This is a genomic window from Streptomyces sp. NPDC041122 (genome assembly GCF_055592445.1).
In genome coordinates this window covers 526325-543185 of record NZ_JBVIYQ010000001.1, presented here as the reverse complement: position 1 = coordinate 543185, position 16861 = coordinate 526325, and the positions used below count along the sequence as shown (strand labels likewise).

The window sequence follows — 16861 nt, the reverse complement described above, 5'->3', positions numbered from 1 at the left end:
GATGCCGCACATTCCGGTTTCGGGACCGCTCCCCGGCCCCTCTAAACTGACCGCGTGACCGAGAACGCTCAGCAGCAGCCCCCAGCGACCACTCCCGAACTGCCGACCCAGTACGCGCCGGCCGAGGTAGAGGGGCCGCTGTACGAGCGCTGGGTAGAACGCGGTTACTTCTCCGCCGACGAGAAGAGCGAGAAGCCCCCGTACACCGTCGTCATCCCCCCGCCGAACGTCACGGGCGCGCTCCACCTGGGCCACGCCTTCGAGCACACGCTGATCGACGCCCTCACCCGCCGCAAGCGCATGCAGGGCCACGAGACGCTCTGGCAGCCGGGCATGGACCACGCCGGCATCGCCACGCAGAACGTCGTGGAGCGCGAGCTCGCCAAGGAGGGCAAGTCCCGCCACGACCTCGGGCGCGAGGCGTTCATCGAGCGCGTCTGGAAGTGGAAGGGCGAGTCCGGCGGCCAGATCTCCGGCCAGATGCGCCGCCTCGGCGACGGCGTCGACTGGGAGCGCGAGCGCTTCACCATGGACGAGGGCCTCTCGCAGGCCGTCCAGACCATCTTCAAGAAGCTCTACGACGACGAGCTGATCTACCGCGCCGAGCGCATCATCAACTGGTGCCCGCGCTGTCTGACGGCGATCTCGGACATCGAGGTCGAGTACCAGGACGACGACGGCGAGCTCGTCTCCATGAAGTACGGGGAGGGGGACGACACCATCGTCGTCGCCACCACCCGCGCCGAGACGATGCTCGGTGACACCGCCGTCGCCGTCCACCCCGAGGACGAGCGGTACAAGCACCTGGTCGGCAAGCAGATCAAGCTGCCGCTGACCGACCGCACGATCCCCGTCGTCGCCGACGAGCACGTCGACCCCGAGTTCGGCACCGGCGCCGTCAAGGTGACGCCCGCGCACGACCCGAACGACTTCGAGATCGGCCAGCGCCACAGCCTGCCGAACATCGCCGTCATGGACGAGCACGCGGTCATCACCGTGCCCGGCCCCTTCCAGGGCCTGGACCGCCTGGAGGCCCGCTCCGCCATCGTCGGCGCGCTGCGCGCCGAGGGCCGCATCGTCGCCGAGAAGCGCCCGTACACCCACTCGGTCGGCCACTGCTCGCGCTGCAAGACCACCATCGAGCCGCGCCTGTCCATGCAGTGGTGGGTCAAGGTCGGCCCGCTCGCGAAGGCCGCCGGTGACGCGGTCCGCGACGGCAAGGTCAAGATCCACCCGCAGGAGATGGAGAAGCGGTACTTCGACTGGGTCGACAACCTCCACGACTGGTGCATCTCGCGCCAGCTGTGGTGGGGCCACCGCATCCCCGTCTGGTACGGCCCGAACGGCGAGGTCGTCTGCGTCGGCCCCGACGACGAGGCGCCCACCGGCGAGGGCTGGACGCAGGACAACGACGTGCTCGACACGTGGTTCTCGTCGGGTCTGTGGCCGTTCTCCACGCTGGGCTGGCCCGAGCAGACCGAATCGCTCGCGAAGTTCTACCCGAACTCCGTCCTGGTCACCGGCTACGACATCCTCTTCTTCTGGGTCGCCCGGATGATGATGTTCGGCCTGTACGCGATGGACGGCACCCCGCCGTTCCACACGATCGTGCTGCACGGCATGGTCCGCGACCAGTTCGGCAAGAAGATGTCGAAGTCCTTCGGCAACGCGGTCAACCCGCTGGACTGGATGGACAAGTACGGCTCGGACGCCCTGCGCTTCACGCTGGCCCGCGGCGCCAACCCAGGCACCGACGTGCCGATCGGCGAGGACTGGGTCCAGGGCTCGCGCAACTTCGCCAACAAGATCTGGAACGCCACGCGCTTCGCGATGATGAACGGCGCCACGATCGAGGGCGAGCTGCCCCCGGCCGAGCAGCTGTCCGCCACCGACCGCTGGGTGCTCTCCCGCCTGAACGCGACGGTCGCCGAAGTCGACGCGCTCTACGACGACTTCCAGTTCGCCAAGCTCTCCGACGCCCTCTTCCACTTCGCGTGGGACGAGGTCTTCGACTGGTACGTGGAGCTGTCCAAGACGACGTTCATGGCGGGCGGCGAGGGCGCGAAGGTGTCGGCCCGCGTCCTCGGCGAGGTCCTCGACGTCACCCTGCGCCTGCTCCACCCGATCGTCCCGTTCGTCACCGAGACGCTCTGGACGGCGCTGACCGGCGGCGAGTCGCTCGTCATCGCCGACTGGCCCTCCGACAGCGGCTTCCGCGACGCGGGCGCCGAGCGCGAGATCGAGACGCTCCAGCAGGTCATCACCGAGGTCCGCCGCTTCCGCGCCGACCAGGGCCTGCAGCCGGGCCAGAAGGTCCCGGCCCGGCTGACCCTGGACGGTACGGCGCTCGCCCCGCACGAGGCGGCCATCCGCCAGCTGCTGCGCCTGCAGCCGGAGGGCGACGCCTTCACGGCGACGGCGACGCTGCCGGTCTCCGGCGCCACGGTCGCGCTCGACCTGTCCGGCACGATCGACGTCGCGGCCGAGCGCAAGCGCCTCGCCAAGGACCTCGCCGCCGCCGAGAAGGAGAAGGCGCAGGCCGAGGCGAAGCTGGGCAACGAAGCGTTCCTCGCCAAGGCGCCGGACAACGTGGTCGACAAGATCCGTGGCCGCCTCACCAAGGCCGAGGGCGACATCGCCCGCCTCCAGGCGCAGCTGGAGGCGCTGCCGGCCGCCTAGCGCCGCGTACGCACACGAAGGCCCCGGGACCGGCAGCGGTCCCGGGGCCTTCGCGTGTCCCGCCGCGGCCTCAGGTGATGGACTCGGCCATCGGTCCTGTGGCCTGCCGGCCGATGGGGCCGAGCTCCTCCGGGGGCTGCGGCACCAGATCGAGGCCGAGCCGTTCGAGCTCCGCCTCGGCGAGCGCGTCGAGGGTCTGCGGATCGCCGTTGCGCCAGCCCTCGGCGAGGCTGCCGGGGGTCGCGCCCGCGATGTTGCCCGCGGTGGCGGCCACCTCGTGGAGCGGTCTGAGCAGGGTGCGCAGGGCGAGCAGCTCGCGGCCGTCGTCGGAGGCGGCGAGGTCACGGGCGGCGCCCGCCTGCCGGATCCAGCGCAGCCTGCGCGGCAGCCAGGCCGCCAGGACGAGGCCGACGGGCAGGACGAAGAGGGCGACCGCGCCCACGGCCACGGCGGTCCGCACGACCACGGGATCCATCGCGTCGACGGCGTCGGCGACGCGCCGCAGGGCGATGTCCACCCGGCCGCCGACCAGCGGCAGCGGCGCGCTGTGCTGCTGCAGGGCGCGGGGGAGGGCGAGCAGGCAGGCCAGCCGGTACGTCAGCACGGCGGCGGCGGCCCACAGCGCGGTCCACAGGAGGACCCCGGCGTCGCCGGCGAGCTGATGGGTGCGCCTGGCGGGATTCTGGGCATACCACATGGTCCGATTTGACCCCTTTGTGGTGTCGGGGCGCGGCAGCCGCGCCGAAAGGACACCCGTTGTGTGCAGGGACCGGCACTATCACCCACAAAGGGCCGGGGTGCGCCATATCACCAAATCAAGGACCTAGGTCCGGTGGAACGGGCCGAAAGACCTTGGATGATGGAAGGCATGCGCACCCTGCCCGCCGCCCAGGCGATACGCCAGGCGGCGGCCCCGGTCGGCCGTCTCGTCGACCGCTGGTCCCGGGCACCGCGCGCGCTGGACGTGCTCACGGCGCTCAGCGCCTTCGCCCTGATGAGCCTGGACGTCCCCGGCCTCGCCGAGGCGGACAACTCCCTCAACGGCCCGCTCGCCGTCCTGGCCCTCGCGGCCGGCGCCGCCACCCTGCTGGTGCGGCGCAGGCTGCCCTGGCTGACGTACGCGATCGCCCTGCTCTTCCTGGGCTGGCTGCACGAGCTGACGCTGGCCCAGTTCGTGCTGTACTCCCTGGGCCGCTACCGGGGGCGGCTGGCGGGCACGCTCGGGGTGATCGGCTACGTCGGGTTCGCCTTCGTCATGTTCAACCTGCCCGGCTGGCCGGTGCACCGGGGGTCCACGATCGGCTCCTTCCTGAGCCTGGTCGTCCCGATCGGGGTGCTCGCGGCGGGCGTCGGCGTCGCGGCGAACCGGCAGGACTTGGTCCAGGCCCTGGCCGCGCAGCGCGCGGAGACGGACGCGCTGCACGCTGTCCAGCAGGAGCGGGTGCGCATCGCGCGGGACGTGCACGACTTCGTGGGCCGGGAGCTGACCCTGTTGAGCGTGCGCTCCCAGGTGCTGGCGCGGCGGGCCACGGGCGGCGCCTTCGAGCACGAGTTCGATGAGCTCTCGGAGACGGCGCGCAGTGCGCACCGGATGCTGAACGAGATCATCGTGCAGCGCGGCACCGACGGCGCCCCGACGCCCGGGCTCGACGCGCTGCCCGGGCTCGCCGAGCGCAGCGGCCGCGCGGGCAGCCCCGTCGACCTGGTGATCGACGACGCGGCGCACCGCCTCTCGCCGCTGCGCCAGGCGGCGGTGCACCGGGTGGTCCAGGAGTGCCTGACGAACGCGGCGAAGCACGCGCCGGGGGAGAAGGTGACGGTGCGGGTGGCGCTGCGGGGTGACCGTCTGGAGATCACGGTCAGCAACCCGCTGCCCACCGCGGCCCCCGCCGCCGCGCCGGTCTCCGCGGGCACCGGCACGGCGGGGATGGCGGAACGGATCCGCGCGGTGGGCGGCACGTTCGCGGCGGGGCCGCGGGAGGACGTGTACGAGGTGCGGGCCACCCTCTCGCCGGGCGAACTGACGGGGGCTTGAGGCTCGTCCGTCACCTGCGGCCCGGTGGGGGCCGTTCGCGCAGTTCCCCGCGCCCCTGGGCGGTCCACCTGGTCCGGTGCCTTGAGGGCGACGGGGCCGCAGGGTGACTCGGGGGCGCGGGAAACTGCGCGAGCAACCCCCACCGTCCCGCAGGTGAACCCCCACCCCTGGGGGCAGGACCCTGAGGGGTGGCGGGGCGGCAAGGTAACCAAGGGGCGCGGGGAACTGCGCGAGTAACCCCCACCGGGCCGCAGACGAGGAACCGTCACCCCGGCCGGGAGGCCTACGCCGCTGACATCACCCGTTCCAGGCCGTCGAAGTCCTCCACGCACTTCCCGCACCCCATGGCCACGCTGTCCAGCGGATCCTCCGCGGCGAAGACGGGAATCCCCGTGCCGGACGCGATCCGCAGGTCGAGGCCGGGGAGCAGCGCCCCGCCCCCGGTGAGCACGATCCCGTGCTCCATGATGTCGCCGGACAGCTCCGGCGGGCACTCCTCCAGCGTCGTCTTGACCGCGGCGATGATCTGCTCGACCGGCTCGTCCAGCGCGGCCCGCACCTCACGCGCCGTCAGGTCGACGGTCTTCGGCAGGCCGCCCACCTTCTCCCGGCCCCGCACGGTGAACGTCCGCATCTCCAGGGCGTCCTCGCCCGGCACGGGCCACGCGGAGCCGATGCCGACCTTGATGTCCTCGGCGGTGCGCTCCCCGATGAGCAGCGAGTGCTCCTTGCGCACGTAGTCGGTGATGGCCGTGTCGAGCCGGTCGCCGCCCACCCGCAGCGACTGCGCCGTGACGATGCCGCCCAGGGAGATCACCGCGACCTCGGTCGTGCCGCCGCCGATGTCGACGACCATGGAGCCGCGCGGCTCGGCGACCGGCAGGCCCGCCCCGATGGCCGCCGCCATCGGCTCCTCCACGATGTGCACGGCCCGCGCCCCGGCCCGCTGCGCGGCGTGCACGATCGCGCGCCGCTCCACGGGCGTGACCCCGCTCGGCACGCACACCACCATGCGGGTACGGGGCCGGCGCCCCGGCACGGCCTTGCGCACGAAGTGCCGGATCATCTCCTCGGCGGCCTCGTAGTCGCTGATCACGCCGTCCCGCAGCGGACGGATGGCGGTGATGGACCCGGGGGTGCGCCCGATCGTCTCCTTGGCCTCGGTGCCCACGGCGAGCACCCCGCTCCTGCCTCCCCGGTCGGCCCGGACGGCGACGACGGACGGCTCGTTGAGCACGATCCCCTTGCCGCGCACGTAGAGGAGGGTGTTCGCAGTGCCGAGGTCGATACCTATGTCCATGATCGCCAAGTTTGCCGGGCGGCCGACGGAAGCGGAGGGACCAAGGTCCCGAAACGGACGGGCCGAAGGTCCCGACGAAGGCCTCCGGGGCCGACCCGGAGGTCCTGACGGCGCGTGTCGGTGGCGCTCCGTAGACTGGCGTACGTGAGTGAGTTCCCCCCGCACGACGACAGCGCCGGCCGCTCCGCCGACGGCGACCCCTTCGACGAGATCGTCGGTGCCGAGACGGACCGCGATCCCGACCTCGCGGTGATCGAGGCCGGCAGCCGCACCCTGCGCACCCAGGCGGGCCCGCCCGAGGGCGACATCCCCGCCCGGCCCACCGACCCGGAGGTGGACAAGGCGCTGCGCGAGGTGGAGACGGAGCTCGCGGGCCGCTGGGGCGAGACCAAGCTGGAGCCCTCCGTCCGCCGCATCGCCGCGCTGATGGACGTGCTCGGCGAGCCCCAGCGCGCGTACCCCTCGATCCACATCACGGGCACCAACGGCAAGACGTCCACGGCCCGCATGGTCGAGGCGCTGCTCTCCGCCTTCGACCTGCGCACCGGGCGGTACACCTCGCCGCATGTGCAGTCGATCACCGAGCGGATCAGCCTGGACGGCTCCCCGATGGAGGCCGAGCGCTTCGTCGAGACCTACCAGGACATCAAGCCGTACGTGGAGATGGTCGACGCCAGGGAGGAGTACCGCCTCTCCTTCTTCGAGGTCCTCACCGGCATGGCGTACGCGGCCTTCGCGGACGCCCCGGTCGACGTGGCCGTCGTCGAGGTCGGCATGGGCGGCAGCTGGGACGCGACGAACGTGATCGACGGCTCGGTCGCCGTCATCACCCCCATCGACCTGGACCACACGGACCGCCTCGGCTCCACGCCCGGCGAGATCGCCAAGGAGAAGGCCGGCATCATCAAGCCGGACTCGACGGTGATCATGGCCCAGCAGCCGGTGGACGCCGCGCAGGTACTCCTGAAGAAGGCCGTCGAGGCGGACGCGACGGTCGCCCGCGAGGGCCTGGAGTTCGGCGTCGTCTCCCGCCAGGTGGCGGTCGGCGGCCAGCTCCTGACGCTGCGCGGCCTCGGCGGGGAGTACGAGGAGATCTTCCTGCCGCTGCACGGCGAGTACCAGGCGCACAACGCCGCGGTGGCGCTCGCCGCCGTCGAGGCGTTCTTCGGCATCGGCTCGCAGCACGCCCGCCCGCTGGACATCGACACGATCCGCAAGGCCTTCGCGTCGGTCGCCTCGCCCGGCCGCCTGGAGGTGGTGCGCCGCTCGCCCACCGTCGTCCTGGACGCCGCGCACAACCCGGCGGGTGCCCGCGCCACCGCCGCCGCGATCAGCGAGGTCTTCGACTTCAGCCGGCTCATCGGCGTGGTCGGCGCGAGCGGCGACAAGGACGTGAAGGGCCTCCTGGAGGCCTTCGAGCCGATCTTCGCCGAGGTCGTCGTCACGCAGAACTCCAGCCACCGCTCGATGGACGCGGACACCCTCGCCGGCCTCGCCGTCGAGGTCTTCGGCGACGACCGCGTGCAGGTCGAGCCGCGTCTGGACGACGCCCTGGAGGCGGCCATCACCCTCGCGGAGGAAGAGGGGGAGTACGCCGGCGGCGGAGTCCTCGTCACCGGTTCCGTCATCACGGTCGGCGAGGCCCGACTGCTCCTGGGGAGGGGTTGATTCCTGTGCGTATGCTCTGTGCTTCGACGCTGATCGGCGAGTTCTTCGTGATCGGCTTCGCGGGTCTGGTCGCCATGAAGGACGAGGACCTGTCCATGGGCACGGTCTGGACGGTCTGCGGCGTCGCGATGCTGCTGAGCCTCCTGCTCTGCGGAATGATCACCCGGCCCGGCGGGGTGCAGCTCGGCTGGGCCCTGCAGATCGCGCTGATCGCGAGCGGCTTCGTGGTGCCGACGATGTTCTTCCTCGGCGCGGTCTTCGCCGCCCTGTGGTGGGCGTCGGTCCACTTCGGCCGCAAGGTCGACGAGGCCAAGGCCCGGTTCGCCGCGCAGGCCGCCGAGGCCGAGGCGGCCTGACCCCGCGCCCTGCGGCACACGGCTCCCGGGCGGCTCGGTATCGTGCCGGTCATCCCCCGTGGTCGTAAAGATCGTGAAGACCGCGAGAACACCTCTTGGAGCCGCACATGAGCCAGCGCACCCTCGTCCTGCTGAAGCCCGACGCCGTCCGTCGTGGTCTGATCGGAGAGATCATCGGCCGCATCGAGCGCAAGGCGGGCTGGACGATCTCCGCGCTGGAGCTGCGCCCGCTGGACCAGGACACCCTGGAGCAGCACTACGGCGAGCACAAGGGCAAGCCCTTCTACGAGCCGCTGGTCGCCTTCATGTCGTCCGGGCCGGTCGTCGCGCTCGTCGTCGAGGGCGAGCGGGTCATCGAGGGCGTGCGCGCGCTCGCGGGGCCGACCGACCCGATCGCCGCGGCGCCCGGCTCCATCCGCGGCGACTTCGGCACCATCGTCCGGGAGAACCTGATCCACGCCTCGGACTCCGAGGAGTCCGCCGAGCGCGAGCTGAAGATCTTCTTCCCGGGTCTCGTCTGACCTGCCCGTCAAGCCGACGGGACGGCGCGGCCCGGGAACGGAAAGACTTCGTCAGTATTTTCTGACGTGGCGTCAGGACGGGGTCGCGGCGGAGCGGGGACGGCCGGTTGATTTCGGCCGTCCCTTGGCATATGCAGCCCCGATCGGGGGAACCCATGCCACCGATGGCACGTCTGAAAAGGCGAGGCGACGCATCATCTGCTGACAATGGCGAAGACCCTAGCGCCGTGTTCGCGCAGCCGAGACTACGATGGAAGCCTCCACTGCCACACAGCACCCACCTCGCCTACCTAAAAAGCCATCAAACGCTCCAATAGGGAAGGCCAGACGCATCCTCATGGGGAACAACATGTCGTTCATCGGCCGTGACATGGCTGTCGACCTCGGGACCGCCAACACGCTGGTGTACGTCAGGGGTCGGGGGATCGTACTCAACGAGCCGTCCGTCGTCGCGATCAACACCAACACCGGTGGCATCCTCGCGGTCGGCGCCGAGGCGAAGAAGATGATCGGGCGCACGCCCGGCAACATCGTCGCGGTGCGCCCGCTGAAGGACGGCGTCATCGCCGACTTCGAGATCACCGAGCGGATGCTGCGCTACTTCATCCTGAAGATCCACAAGCGCCGCTACCTCGCCCGTCCGCGCGTCGTCGTCTGCGTGCCCTCGGGCATCACGGGCGTCGAGCGCCGCGCCGTCATCGAGGCCTCCTCGCAGGCCGGCGCGCGCCAGGTGCACATCATCGAGGAGCCCATGGCCGCGGCCATCGGATCCGGCCTGCCGGTCCACGAGGCCACCGGCAACATGGTGGTGGACATCGGCGGCGGCACCACCGAGGTCGCCGTCATCTCGCTCGGCGGAATCGTCACGGCACAGTCGATCCGCGTCGCCGGCGACGAGCTGGACAACGCGATCATCCAGCACATCAAGAAGGAGTACTCCCTCCTCCTCGGCGAACGCACCGCCGAACAGATCAAGATCACCATCGGTTCGGCGTACGACATGGACGCCGACGAGCACACCGAGATCCGCGGCCGCGACCTGGTCTCCGGGCTGCCCAAGACCGTCGTGATCTCCGCGGCCGAGGTCCGCAAGGCCATCGAGGAGCCGGTCAACGCGATCGTGGACGCGGTCAAGACCACCCTCGACAAGTGCCCGCCGGAACTGTCGGGTGACGTGATGGACCGCGGCATCGTTCTCACCGGTGGCGGCGCTCTGCTGCGCGGCCTCGACGAGCGGCTGCGCCGGGAGACCGGCATGCCGATCCACATCGCCGAGGACCCGCTCGACAGCGTGGCGCTGGGCTCCGGAAAGTGTGTCGAGGAGTTCGAGGCGTTGCAGCAGGTGCTTGACGCCCAGCCGCGCAGATGATCTGACGCGCCGACATCCGCCGTACGAGTGCCTGCCCTCTCGTGCGGCGGATCGTTGATATAGAGGCACAGCAGAAGAATTCCCCCGAAACCCGTGGATCCCGCAGACTCCACGGAATCCGATCGAGGAAGGCACGCCGCCGCACGTGAGGGACACACGAGAGAGTCGGCTGCTCCTGGTGCTGCTGGTCGCCATCGCGTTCGCTTTGATCACGGTGGACATCCGCGGCGGCGAGGACTCGCCGGTCGACGGTGCCCGCCGGGCCGCCGCGACGGTGTTCGGTCCGGTCGAGGAGGGCATGTCCTCCGCCGTCGACCCGATCGGCAACGCCATCGGCGCGGTACGCGACTCCGGAGAGCGTCACAACCGCATCGCCGAGCTGGAGCGGCAGAACGCCGCCCTGAAGGCGAAGCTCGGCAGCGACGACCGCAACCGCAGCCGGGTGCAGCAGCTCGACAGCATGCTGAAGAAGGCGGGCGCCGGGCAGTACGGCATCAAGGGCGCCGAGGTCATCGGGATAGGAGCGGCCCAGGGCTTCTCCTGGACCGTCACCATCGACGCCGGCGCGAAGGACGGACTCAAGCGCGACATGACCGTCCTGAACGGCGAGGGCCTGGTCGGCCGCGTCACCACGGTCGGCCCCGACACCGCGACCGTGCTGCTCGCCAACGACCCCGACTTCACCGTCGGCACCCGCATGGAGAAGAGCGACGAGCTCGGCTTCGCCACCGGCCAGGGCGACCGCGACCTGTCCGTGCAGCTGCTCAACGGCAAGGCCGAGGTCAAGAAGGGCGACCGGCTCGTCACCTTCGGCTCCCGCAAGGACAAGCCGTTCGTGCCCGGCGTGCCGGTCGGCGAGGTCGTCCGCGTCGACCCCTCCGGCGGCGACCTCACCCGCACCGTCTACGTGAAGCCGTACGTCGGGTTCACCAAGCTCGACATCGTCGGTGTCGTCGTCGAGGCGCCGCGCGAGGACCCGCGCGACACCGTCCTGCCGAAGAAGCCCGAGAAGCCCAAGCCGACCCCGACGGTGACCGTCACGGCCACCCCGTCCGGACAGCCCCCGGCCGACGGCGCCGGCGACGGCAACGAGCAGTAGGAGACCGGATCCATGCGCCTCAACCGAATCCTGCTGTCCACCGCCCTCGTCGTCGTCGCCCTGGTCGTCCAGGTCTGCGTGCTCGCCCGGCTCCAGCTGCCGGGCGCGGTACCCGACCTGGTGCTGCTCACCGTCCTCGGCCTCGCCCTGGTCTACGGCCACGTCGGCGGCGCCCTCGTCGGCTTCGGCGCCGGACTCCTCGCCGACTTCGCGCCACCCGCCGACCACGCCGCGGGGCGGTACGCGCTGGTGCTCTGCGTCGTCGGCTACCTCGCCGGCCTCGCCAAGCCCGACAACGGCAGACTCCGCTCCGCCACCGGCCCGCTCGTCGTGGTCGTCAGCGCCGCCATCGGCTCGACGCTGCTGTACGCGGGCGTCGGCTCGCTCGTCGGGGACACCGCCGCGCGCCATGTGGGCCTGGTCGGCCTGCTGTTCACCGCGGCCCTCTACGACCTGATGCTCGCGCCCTTCACGGTGCCGCTGATCATCGCGCTCGCCCGGCGCGCCGAGAACGACCCGCTGGGGGAGGGCTCGCCCGCCAACAAGGCGGCCGACGTCTCCGCCGGCTGGCTCTCCTCCGGCACCGGACTGCGCATCGGCAACCAGCGCGGCGGCGGGCTCCGGGCCAAGGCCGCCAAGGCGCGGGTCGCCCGCGCCGGGCGCATCAAGGGGGTCAAGCGCCTGTGACGGCGACTCACTTCGACGGCACACCCCGGGGAGGGAAGAAGTGACCAACATTCCGGAGACCGGACGGACCCCACGCGTCCAGATCCGTCTCGTCATCATCCAGATCCTCGTCTTCTCCCTCCTGCTCACCCTCGGCGGCCGCCTCTGGTACCTCCAGGTCCGCAACGGCGACGAGTACGCCGAGGAGGCCTCCGGCAACCACGTCCAGCAGGTCGTCCAGCCCGCCGTGCGCGGCTCGATCCTGGACGCCCGCGGAGTGCCGATCGCCGACAACGAGACCCGCCTCGTCGTCTCCGCGTCCCGCACCGACCTGATGAAGATGAAGGACGACGGCAAGGCGGTCCTCGCCAAGCTCGCCGACGTGCTCGACATGAAGCCCGAAGAGGTCGAGGGCAAGGTCCGCCTCTGCGACGCCAAGACGCCGCAGCCCTGCTGGAACGGCTCGCCGTACCAGCCCATCCCGATCACCGACGAGGCCACGCCCAAGCAGGCCCTGCAGATCCGCGAGCGCTCCGAGGACTTCCCCGGCATCACCGCCGAGCCCACCGCCGTCCGCCGCTACGCCGCCCCCGGCAAGTCCAACACCGCACAGGTGCTCGGCTACCTCTCGCCCGTCACCGACGACGAGATCAACAAGGCCAAGGACACCGACTCGCCGTTCCTCCGCTCCGACATGGTCGGCCGCTCCGGCCTGGAGCGCACGTACGACAAGCAGCTGCGCGGCAAGGCGGGCGTCACCCGCTACGAGGTCGACAACCTCGGCCGCGTCATCGGCAAGGCCGAGTCCGACGAGGCCAAGCCCGGCGCCAACGTGGTCACCAGCATCGACGCGCGCGTGCAGGCCGTCTCCGAGTACTGGCTGAACGACGCGATGAAGAAGGCCCGCAAGGAGTTCGACAAGAACACCGGCGAGAACTACAAGGCCGACGCGGGCGCCGTCGTCGTCATGGAGAACAAGACCGGCCGCGTCGTCTCCATGGCGTCCAACCCGACGTACGACCCGAACGCCTGGGTCGGCGGCATCTCCGGCAAGGACTACGCCCGGCTCACCGGCAAGCAGTCCAACTACCCGCTGCTCAACCGCGCCATCCAGGGCCAGGCCGCCCCCGGCTCGATCTTCAAGGTCATCCCGACCACCGCCGCGGTCCACGCGGGCTACGACTTCAACGGCCGCTACCCGTGCCCCAGTTCGTACTCCATCGGCGGCCAGACCTTCCAGAACTACGAGTCCAAGGGCCACGGCAACATCACCCTCGGCCAGGCCCTCGAGGTCTCCTGCGACACCGTCTTCTACAAGCTGTCGCACGACCAGTGGAACAAGGACGGCGGCAACAAGCCGGCCAAGCACCCCAAGGACTGGTTCTACAAGACCGCCCACCAGTTCGGTCTCGGCAAGGAGACCGGCATCGACCTGCCCAACGAGGTCACCGGCCGCGTCCCCGACCGCCAGTGGAAGAAGGACTACTGGAAGGCCAACAAGGACGCCTGGTGCAAGCAGGGCAAGAAGACCGGCGGCGACTACGCCGAGCGCATCGCCTACGAGAACTGCCTCGAAGGCATGAAGATGCGCGCCGGTGACTCCGTCAACTACTCCATCGGCCAGGGCGACACCCTCGTCACGCCGATACAGATGGCGACGATCTACTCCGCCATCGCCAACGGCGGCACCCTGCACGACCCCACCGTCGGCAAGGCGATCGTCAGCGCCGACGGCAAGCAGGTCGAGGAGATCGCCCCCAAGTCGCACGGCAGGCTGCCGATCGACGCCAAGCTGCAGAAGGACCTGGACGGCGCCCTCGCCGACGTCGCGACCCGCGGCACCGCGGCCTGGCGCTTCCAGGGATGGCCGCAGAAGAAGATCCCGATGCACGCCAAGACCGGTACGGCCGAGGTCTACGGCAAGCAGACCACCTCGTGGTTCGCGACGTACACCAAGGACTACACGATCATCATGACGATCTCCCAGGGCGGTACGGGTTCCGGCGCCTCGGGACCCGCCGTGCGGCAGATCTACAACGCGATCTACGGCCTGGACGACGACGGCAAGCAGGACCCGAAGAAGGCGCTGCTGCCCGAGCCGCAGAAGAAGCTGCCGAAGATCGAGACCGACGGCTCCATCAAGCCCCCGAAGATCAAGCCGTACAAGCCGACGGCGCCCAAGCCGCCCGCCGAGCAGCAGCAGTTGGCCGGACCCCCGGCCGAGAAGTGGAGGCGGGACTGATGACCGGCAACGGCTTCTCCGTCTCCGGGTACGGGCCCGAGCGCTCCGGGGTCTCGCGACTGCTGGCCCGCGACTCCATGGTGCGCCGGCTCGACTGGCCGATGCTGTGCGCGGCGATCGCGCTCTCCGGGATCGGCACCGCGCTCGTCTACTCCGCGACCCGCAACCGCACCGAGCTCGTCGGCGACGACCCGTACTCCTTCGCGCTCAAGCACCTCCTGAACACCGGCATCGGCTTCGCCCTGATGATCGGCACCGTCTGGCTCGGCCACCGCACGCTGCGCACGGCCGTGCCGATCCTCTACGGCATCTCCGTCTTCCTGGTGCTGCTCGTCCTCACCCCGCTGGGCGCGACGATCAACGGCGCGCACGCGTGGATCGTGCTCGGCGGCGGCTTCTCGCTCCAGCCCTCCGAGTTCGTGAAGATCACGATCATCCTGGGCATGGCGATGCTGCTCGCGGCCCGTGTCGACGCGGGCGACAAGGACATCCCCGACCACCGCACCGTGCTGCAGGCCCTCGGCCTCGCCGCCGTGCCGGTGGCGATCGTGATGCTCATGCCGGACCTCGGTTCGGTCATGGTGATGGCGATGATCGTGCTCGGCGTGCTGCTCGCCTCCGGCGCCTCCAACCGCTGGGTGTTCGGGCTGCTCGGCACGGGCGTCGCCGGTGGCGTCGCCATATGGCAGCTGGGCGTCCTCGACGACTACCAGATCGCCCGCTTCGCGGCCTTCGCCAACCCCGCGCTCGACCCGGCGGGCGTCGGCTACAACACCAACCAGGCGCGCATCGCGATCGGCTCCGGCGGTCTCACCGGCACCGGGCTGTTCAAGGGCTCCCAGACCACCGGGCAGTTCGTCCCCGAACAGCAGACGGACTTCGTCTTCACGGTCGCCGGCGAGGAGCTCGGCTTCGTGGGCGCGGGCGCGATCCTGCTGCTGCTCGGCGTCGTGCTCTGGCGTGCCTGCCGCATCGCCCGCGAGACGACCGAGCTGTACGGCACGATCGTCGCCGCCGGCATCATCGCCTGGTTCGCCTTCCAGTCCTTCGAGAACATCGGGATGACCCTCGGCATCATGCCGGTCGCGGGCCTTCCGCTGCCCTTCGTCAGCTACGGGGGTTCGTCGATGTTCGCGGTCTGGGTGGCCGTCGGCCTGCTCCAGTCGATCAAGGTGCAACGACCGCTGTCGGCCTGATCCGTACGGGAGGTCCCGGGAAGGGCCCTGGTCCGTCCGGGCCATGTTTGCCGTCGTCTTTCGCGTCTAGATTCAACTCATGGCGGAGACGAAGCGCGAGATCGAGCGGAAGTACGACGTCGGGGCGGACGCGACGCTGCCCGACCTGACCGGTGTGGCCGGGGTCGCGGACGTCGTCGACAGAGGCGTCGTGGAACTGGACGCCGTCTACTGGGACACGGCCGACCAGCGCCTGGCCGCCGGATCGGTCACCCTGCGGCGCCGCACCGGCGGCGCCGACGAGGGCTGGCACCTGAAGCTGCCGGTCTCCCTCGCCGACGGCGTGCGCGACGAGATCCACGCGCCGCTCTCCGACGCCGTGCCCCGCGACCTCGCCGGCCTCGTGCGCTCCCGGGTGCGCGGCGCCGACCTCGTCCCCGTCGTCCGGCTGCTGTCCACCCGTACGCGTCGCCACCTCGTCGACGCGGACGGCACCCTGCTCGCCGAGTTCGCCGTCGACCGGGTGCTCGCCGAACGGCTCACCGACACCACCGGCACCGCCGAGTGGACCGAGGCCGAGGTGGAGCTGGCCGACGGCGCCGATCCCGCGCTCCTCGACAAGGTCGAGAAGAAGCTGCGCAAGGCGGGCGTCCGCCGCTCCGCATCGCCGTCCAAGCTGGCCAGGGCGCTCGCGGAGACCGCGCCCGGGGACGGCGAAACCGGCCGGGCCCGTACCGAGACCGTCGTGGGCGGCGGCAAGAAGGCCGGCAGGAGCGAGGCCGTCGCGGCGGCGGTGCGCGCGACCGCGGCCGAGGGGACCGGCAGCGCCGGGGACCACGTCCTCGGCTACCTCCGCGCCCAGTGCGACGCGATCGTCTCCCTCGACCCCGCCGTCCGCCGTGACCTGCCCGACGCCGTGCACCAGATGCGCGTCGCCACCCGCAAGCTGCGCAGCGCCTTCAAGTCGTACCGGAAGATCCTCGACCGCACCGTCACCGACCCGGTGGGCGACGAGCTCAAGTGGCTGGCGGGCGAGCTGGGCGTCGCCCGCGACCAGGAGGTCCTCGCCGCGCGCCTCGCCGGCCGCGTCGACGCGCTGCCCGCCACCCTGCTCCTGGGGCCCGTGCGCGGACGGCTGCGCCTCTGGGACGTCGCCCGCCGCACCGGCGCCCGCGGCCGCACCGTCGCCGTCCTGGAGTCCAAGCGCTACCTCACCCTCCTGAACACCCTCGACGCGCTGCTCGCCGCGCCCCCGCTGCGCCCCGCCGCCGCCGAGAAGCCGGCCGAGGCGCTGCCCAAGGCGGCGCGCAAGGACTACGCGCGCCTCGCCGCCCGTATCGAACACGCACTCGCCCTGCCCCCGGGCCGCGAGCGCGACCTGGCCCTGCACGCCGCCCGCAAGGCCGCCAAGCGCGCCCGGTACGCCGGCGAGTCCGCCGTCCCGGCGCTCGGCAAGCCCGCCAAGCGGTTCGCCACACGGATGAAGGCCGTGCAGAGCGTCCTCGGCGACCACCAGGACAGCGTGGTCGCACGGGAAGAGCTGCGGGCCCTCGCCATCCAGGCGCACATGGCGGGGGAGTCCGCCTTCACCTGGGGGCTTCTGTACGGGCAGGAGGAGGCGGCGGGCGCGGACCGGCAGCGGGAGCTGCCGTCGGTGTGGGCCGAGGCGTCCCGGCGGAAAGTGCGGGCGGCGCTGGGCGAGTGAACGCCGGGGTACGCTTGATGGTCACCCCTGCCCGCTCATGAAGGTT

Annotated in this window: 13 protein-coding genes; 11 read left to right on the top strand and 2 right to left on the bottom strand. The window is 71.1% G+C overall.

Annotated elements, in window-relative coordinates; genetic code table 11:
• Positions 1 to 54 precede the first annotated feature (54 nt).
• The gene (locus ACZ6B8_RS02350; protein ID WP_471606026.1) at positions 55 to 2679 is read left to right on the top strand and encodes a valine--tRNA ligase; all 2625 of its coding nucleotides are present in this window, start codon (positions 55 to 57) and stop codon (positions 2677 to 2679) included.
• 70 nt (positions 2680 to 2749) lie between these two features.
• Here the strand turns inward: ACZ6B8_RS02350 and ACZ6B8_RS02345 are convergent, their stop codons facing one another.
• Positions 2750 to 3376: a hypothetical protein gene (locus ACZ6B8_RS02345; protein WP_471073991.1), complete on the bottom strand. Its 627-nt coding sequence runs from the start codon at positions 3374 to 3376 to the stop codon at positions 2750 to 2752.
• Between the two features lie 171 nt (positions 3377 to 3547).
• Here ACZ6B8_RS02345 and ACZ6B8_RS02340 point away from each other — a divergent pair, with 171 nt between their 5' ends.
• Entirely contained in the window at positions 3548 to 4714 is a 1167-nt protein-coding gene (locus ACZ6B8_RS02340; protein ID WP_471606025.1) for a sensor histidine kinase, read from the top strand.
• Between the two features lie 283 nt (positions 4715 to 4997).
• Here the strand turns inward: ACZ6B8_RS02340 and ACZ6B8_RS02335 are convergent, their stop codons facing one another.
• Entirely contained in the window at positions 4998 to 6014 is a 1017-nt protein-coding gene (locus tag ACZ6B8_RS02335; RefSeq protein WP_471073997.1) for a rod shape-determining protein, read from the bottom strand.
• Between the two features lie 144 nt (positions 6015 to 6158).
• Here ACZ6B8_RS02335 and folC point away from each other — a divergent pair, with 144 nt between their 5' ends.
• From folC to ACZ6B8_RS02290, 9 genes are all read left to right on the top strand, one after another.
• The gene (gene folC, locus ACZ6B8_RS02330; protein WP_471074000.1) at positions 6159 to 7682 is read left to right on the top strand and encodes a bifunctional tetrahydrofolate synthase/dihydrofolate synthase; all 1524 of its coding nucleotides are present in this window, start codon (positions 6159 to 6161) and stop codon (positions 7680 to 7682) included.
• Positions 7683 to 7687: 5 nt separating this feature from the next.
• Positions 7688 to 8038, top strand: coding sequence for a DUF4233 domain-containing protein (locus ACZ6B8_RS02325; RefSeq protein ID WP_362369279.1), 351 nt, complete (start codon positions 7688 to 7690; stop codon positions 8036 to 8038).
• Positions 8039 to 8145: 107 nt separating this feature from the next.
• Positions 8146 to 8559 carry a nucleoside-diphosphate kinase gene (gene ndk, locus ACZ6B8_RS02320; RefSeq protein WP_471074002.1) on the top strand — a complete coding sequence of 138 codons (414 nt, stop codon included), beginning with the start codon at positions 8146 to 8148 and terminating at the stop codon, positions 8557 to 8559.
• 349 nt (positions 8560 to 8908) lie between these two features.
• Positions 8909 to 9928: a rod shape-determining protein gene (locus tag ACZ6B8_RS02315; protein ID WP_030362602.1), complete on the top strand. Its 1020-nt coding sequence runs from the start codon at positions 8909 to 8911 to the stop codon at positions 9926 to 9928.
• Between the two features lie 145 nt (positions 9929 to 10073).
• Positions 10074 to 11027: a rod shape-determining protein MreC gene (mreC, locus tag ACZ6B8_RS02310; protein WP_471074005.1), complete on the top strand. Its 954-nt coding sequence runs from the start codon at positions 10074 to 10076 to the stop codon at positions 11025 to 11027.
• Between the two features lie 12 nt (positions 11028 to 11039).
• The gene (gene mreD, locus ACZ6B8_RS02305) at positions 11040 to 11714 is read left to right on the top strand and encodes a rod shape-determining protein MreD (protein WP_471074008.1); all 675 of its coding nucleotides are present in this window, start codon (positions 11040 to 11042) and stop codon (positions 11712 to 11714) included.
• Between the two features lie 40 nt (positions 11715 to 11754).
• Entirely contained in the window at positions 11755 to 13935 is a 2181-nt protein-coding gene (gene mrdA, locus ACZ6B8_RS02300; RefSeq protein ID WP_471074011.1) for a penicillin-binding protein 2, read from the top strand.
• The gene (gene rodA / locus ACZ6B8_RS02295) at positions 13935 to 15131 is read left to right on the top strand and encodes a rod shape-determining protein RodA (protein ID WP_471074014.1); all 1197 of its coding nucleotides are present in this window, start codon (positions 13935 to 13937) and stop codon (positions 15129 to 15131) included. Before mrdA ends, rodA begins: the two co-directional genes overlap by 1 nt.
• A gap of 79 nt (positions 15132 to 15210) precedes the next feature.
• Positions 15211 to 16815 (top strand): CYTH and CHAD domain-containing protein, encoded by a 1605-nt coding sequence (locus ACZ6B8_RS02290; protein WP_471606024.1) that lies wholly within the window; start codon positions 15211 to 15213, stop codon positions 16813 to 16815.
• The last annotated feature ends 46 nt before the right edge of the window (positions 16816 to 16861 follow it).

Bases quoted from the DNA above. Each gene is read 5' to 3' on its own strand.
- ACZ6B8_RS02345 (WP_471073991.1), bottom strand. From the start codon at position 3,376: ATGTGGTATGCCCAGAATCCCGCCAGGCGCACCCATCAGCTCGCCGGC.
- ACZ6B8_RS02340 (WP_471606025.1), top strand. From the start codon at position 3,548: ATGCGCACCCTGCCCGCCGCCCAGGCGATACGCCAGGCGGCGGCCCCG.
- ACZ6B8_RS02335 (WP_471073997.1), bottom strand. From the start codon at position 6,014: ATGGACATAGGTATCGACCTCGGCACTGCGAACACCCTCCTCTACGTG.
- ndk (WP_471074002.1), top strand. From the start codon at position 8,146: ATGAGCCAGCGCACCCTCGTCCTGCTGAAGCCCGACGCCGTCCGTCGT.
- ACZ6B8_RS02315 (WP_030362602.1), top strand. From the start codon at position 8,909: ATGTCGTTCATCGGCCGTGACATGGCTGTCGACCTCGGGACCGCCAAC.
- mreD (WP_471074008.1), top strand. From the start codon at position 11,040: ATGCGCCTCAACCGAATCCTGCTGTCCACCGCCCTCGTCGTCGTCGCC.
- rodA (WP_471074014.1), top strand. From the start codon at position 13,935: ATGACCGGCAACGGCTTCTCCGTCTCCGGGTACGGGCCCGAGCGCTCC.
- ACZ6B8_RS02290 (WP_471606024.1), top strand. From the start codon at position 15,211: ATGGCGGAGACGAAGCGCGAGATCGAGCGGAAGTACGACGTCGGGGCG.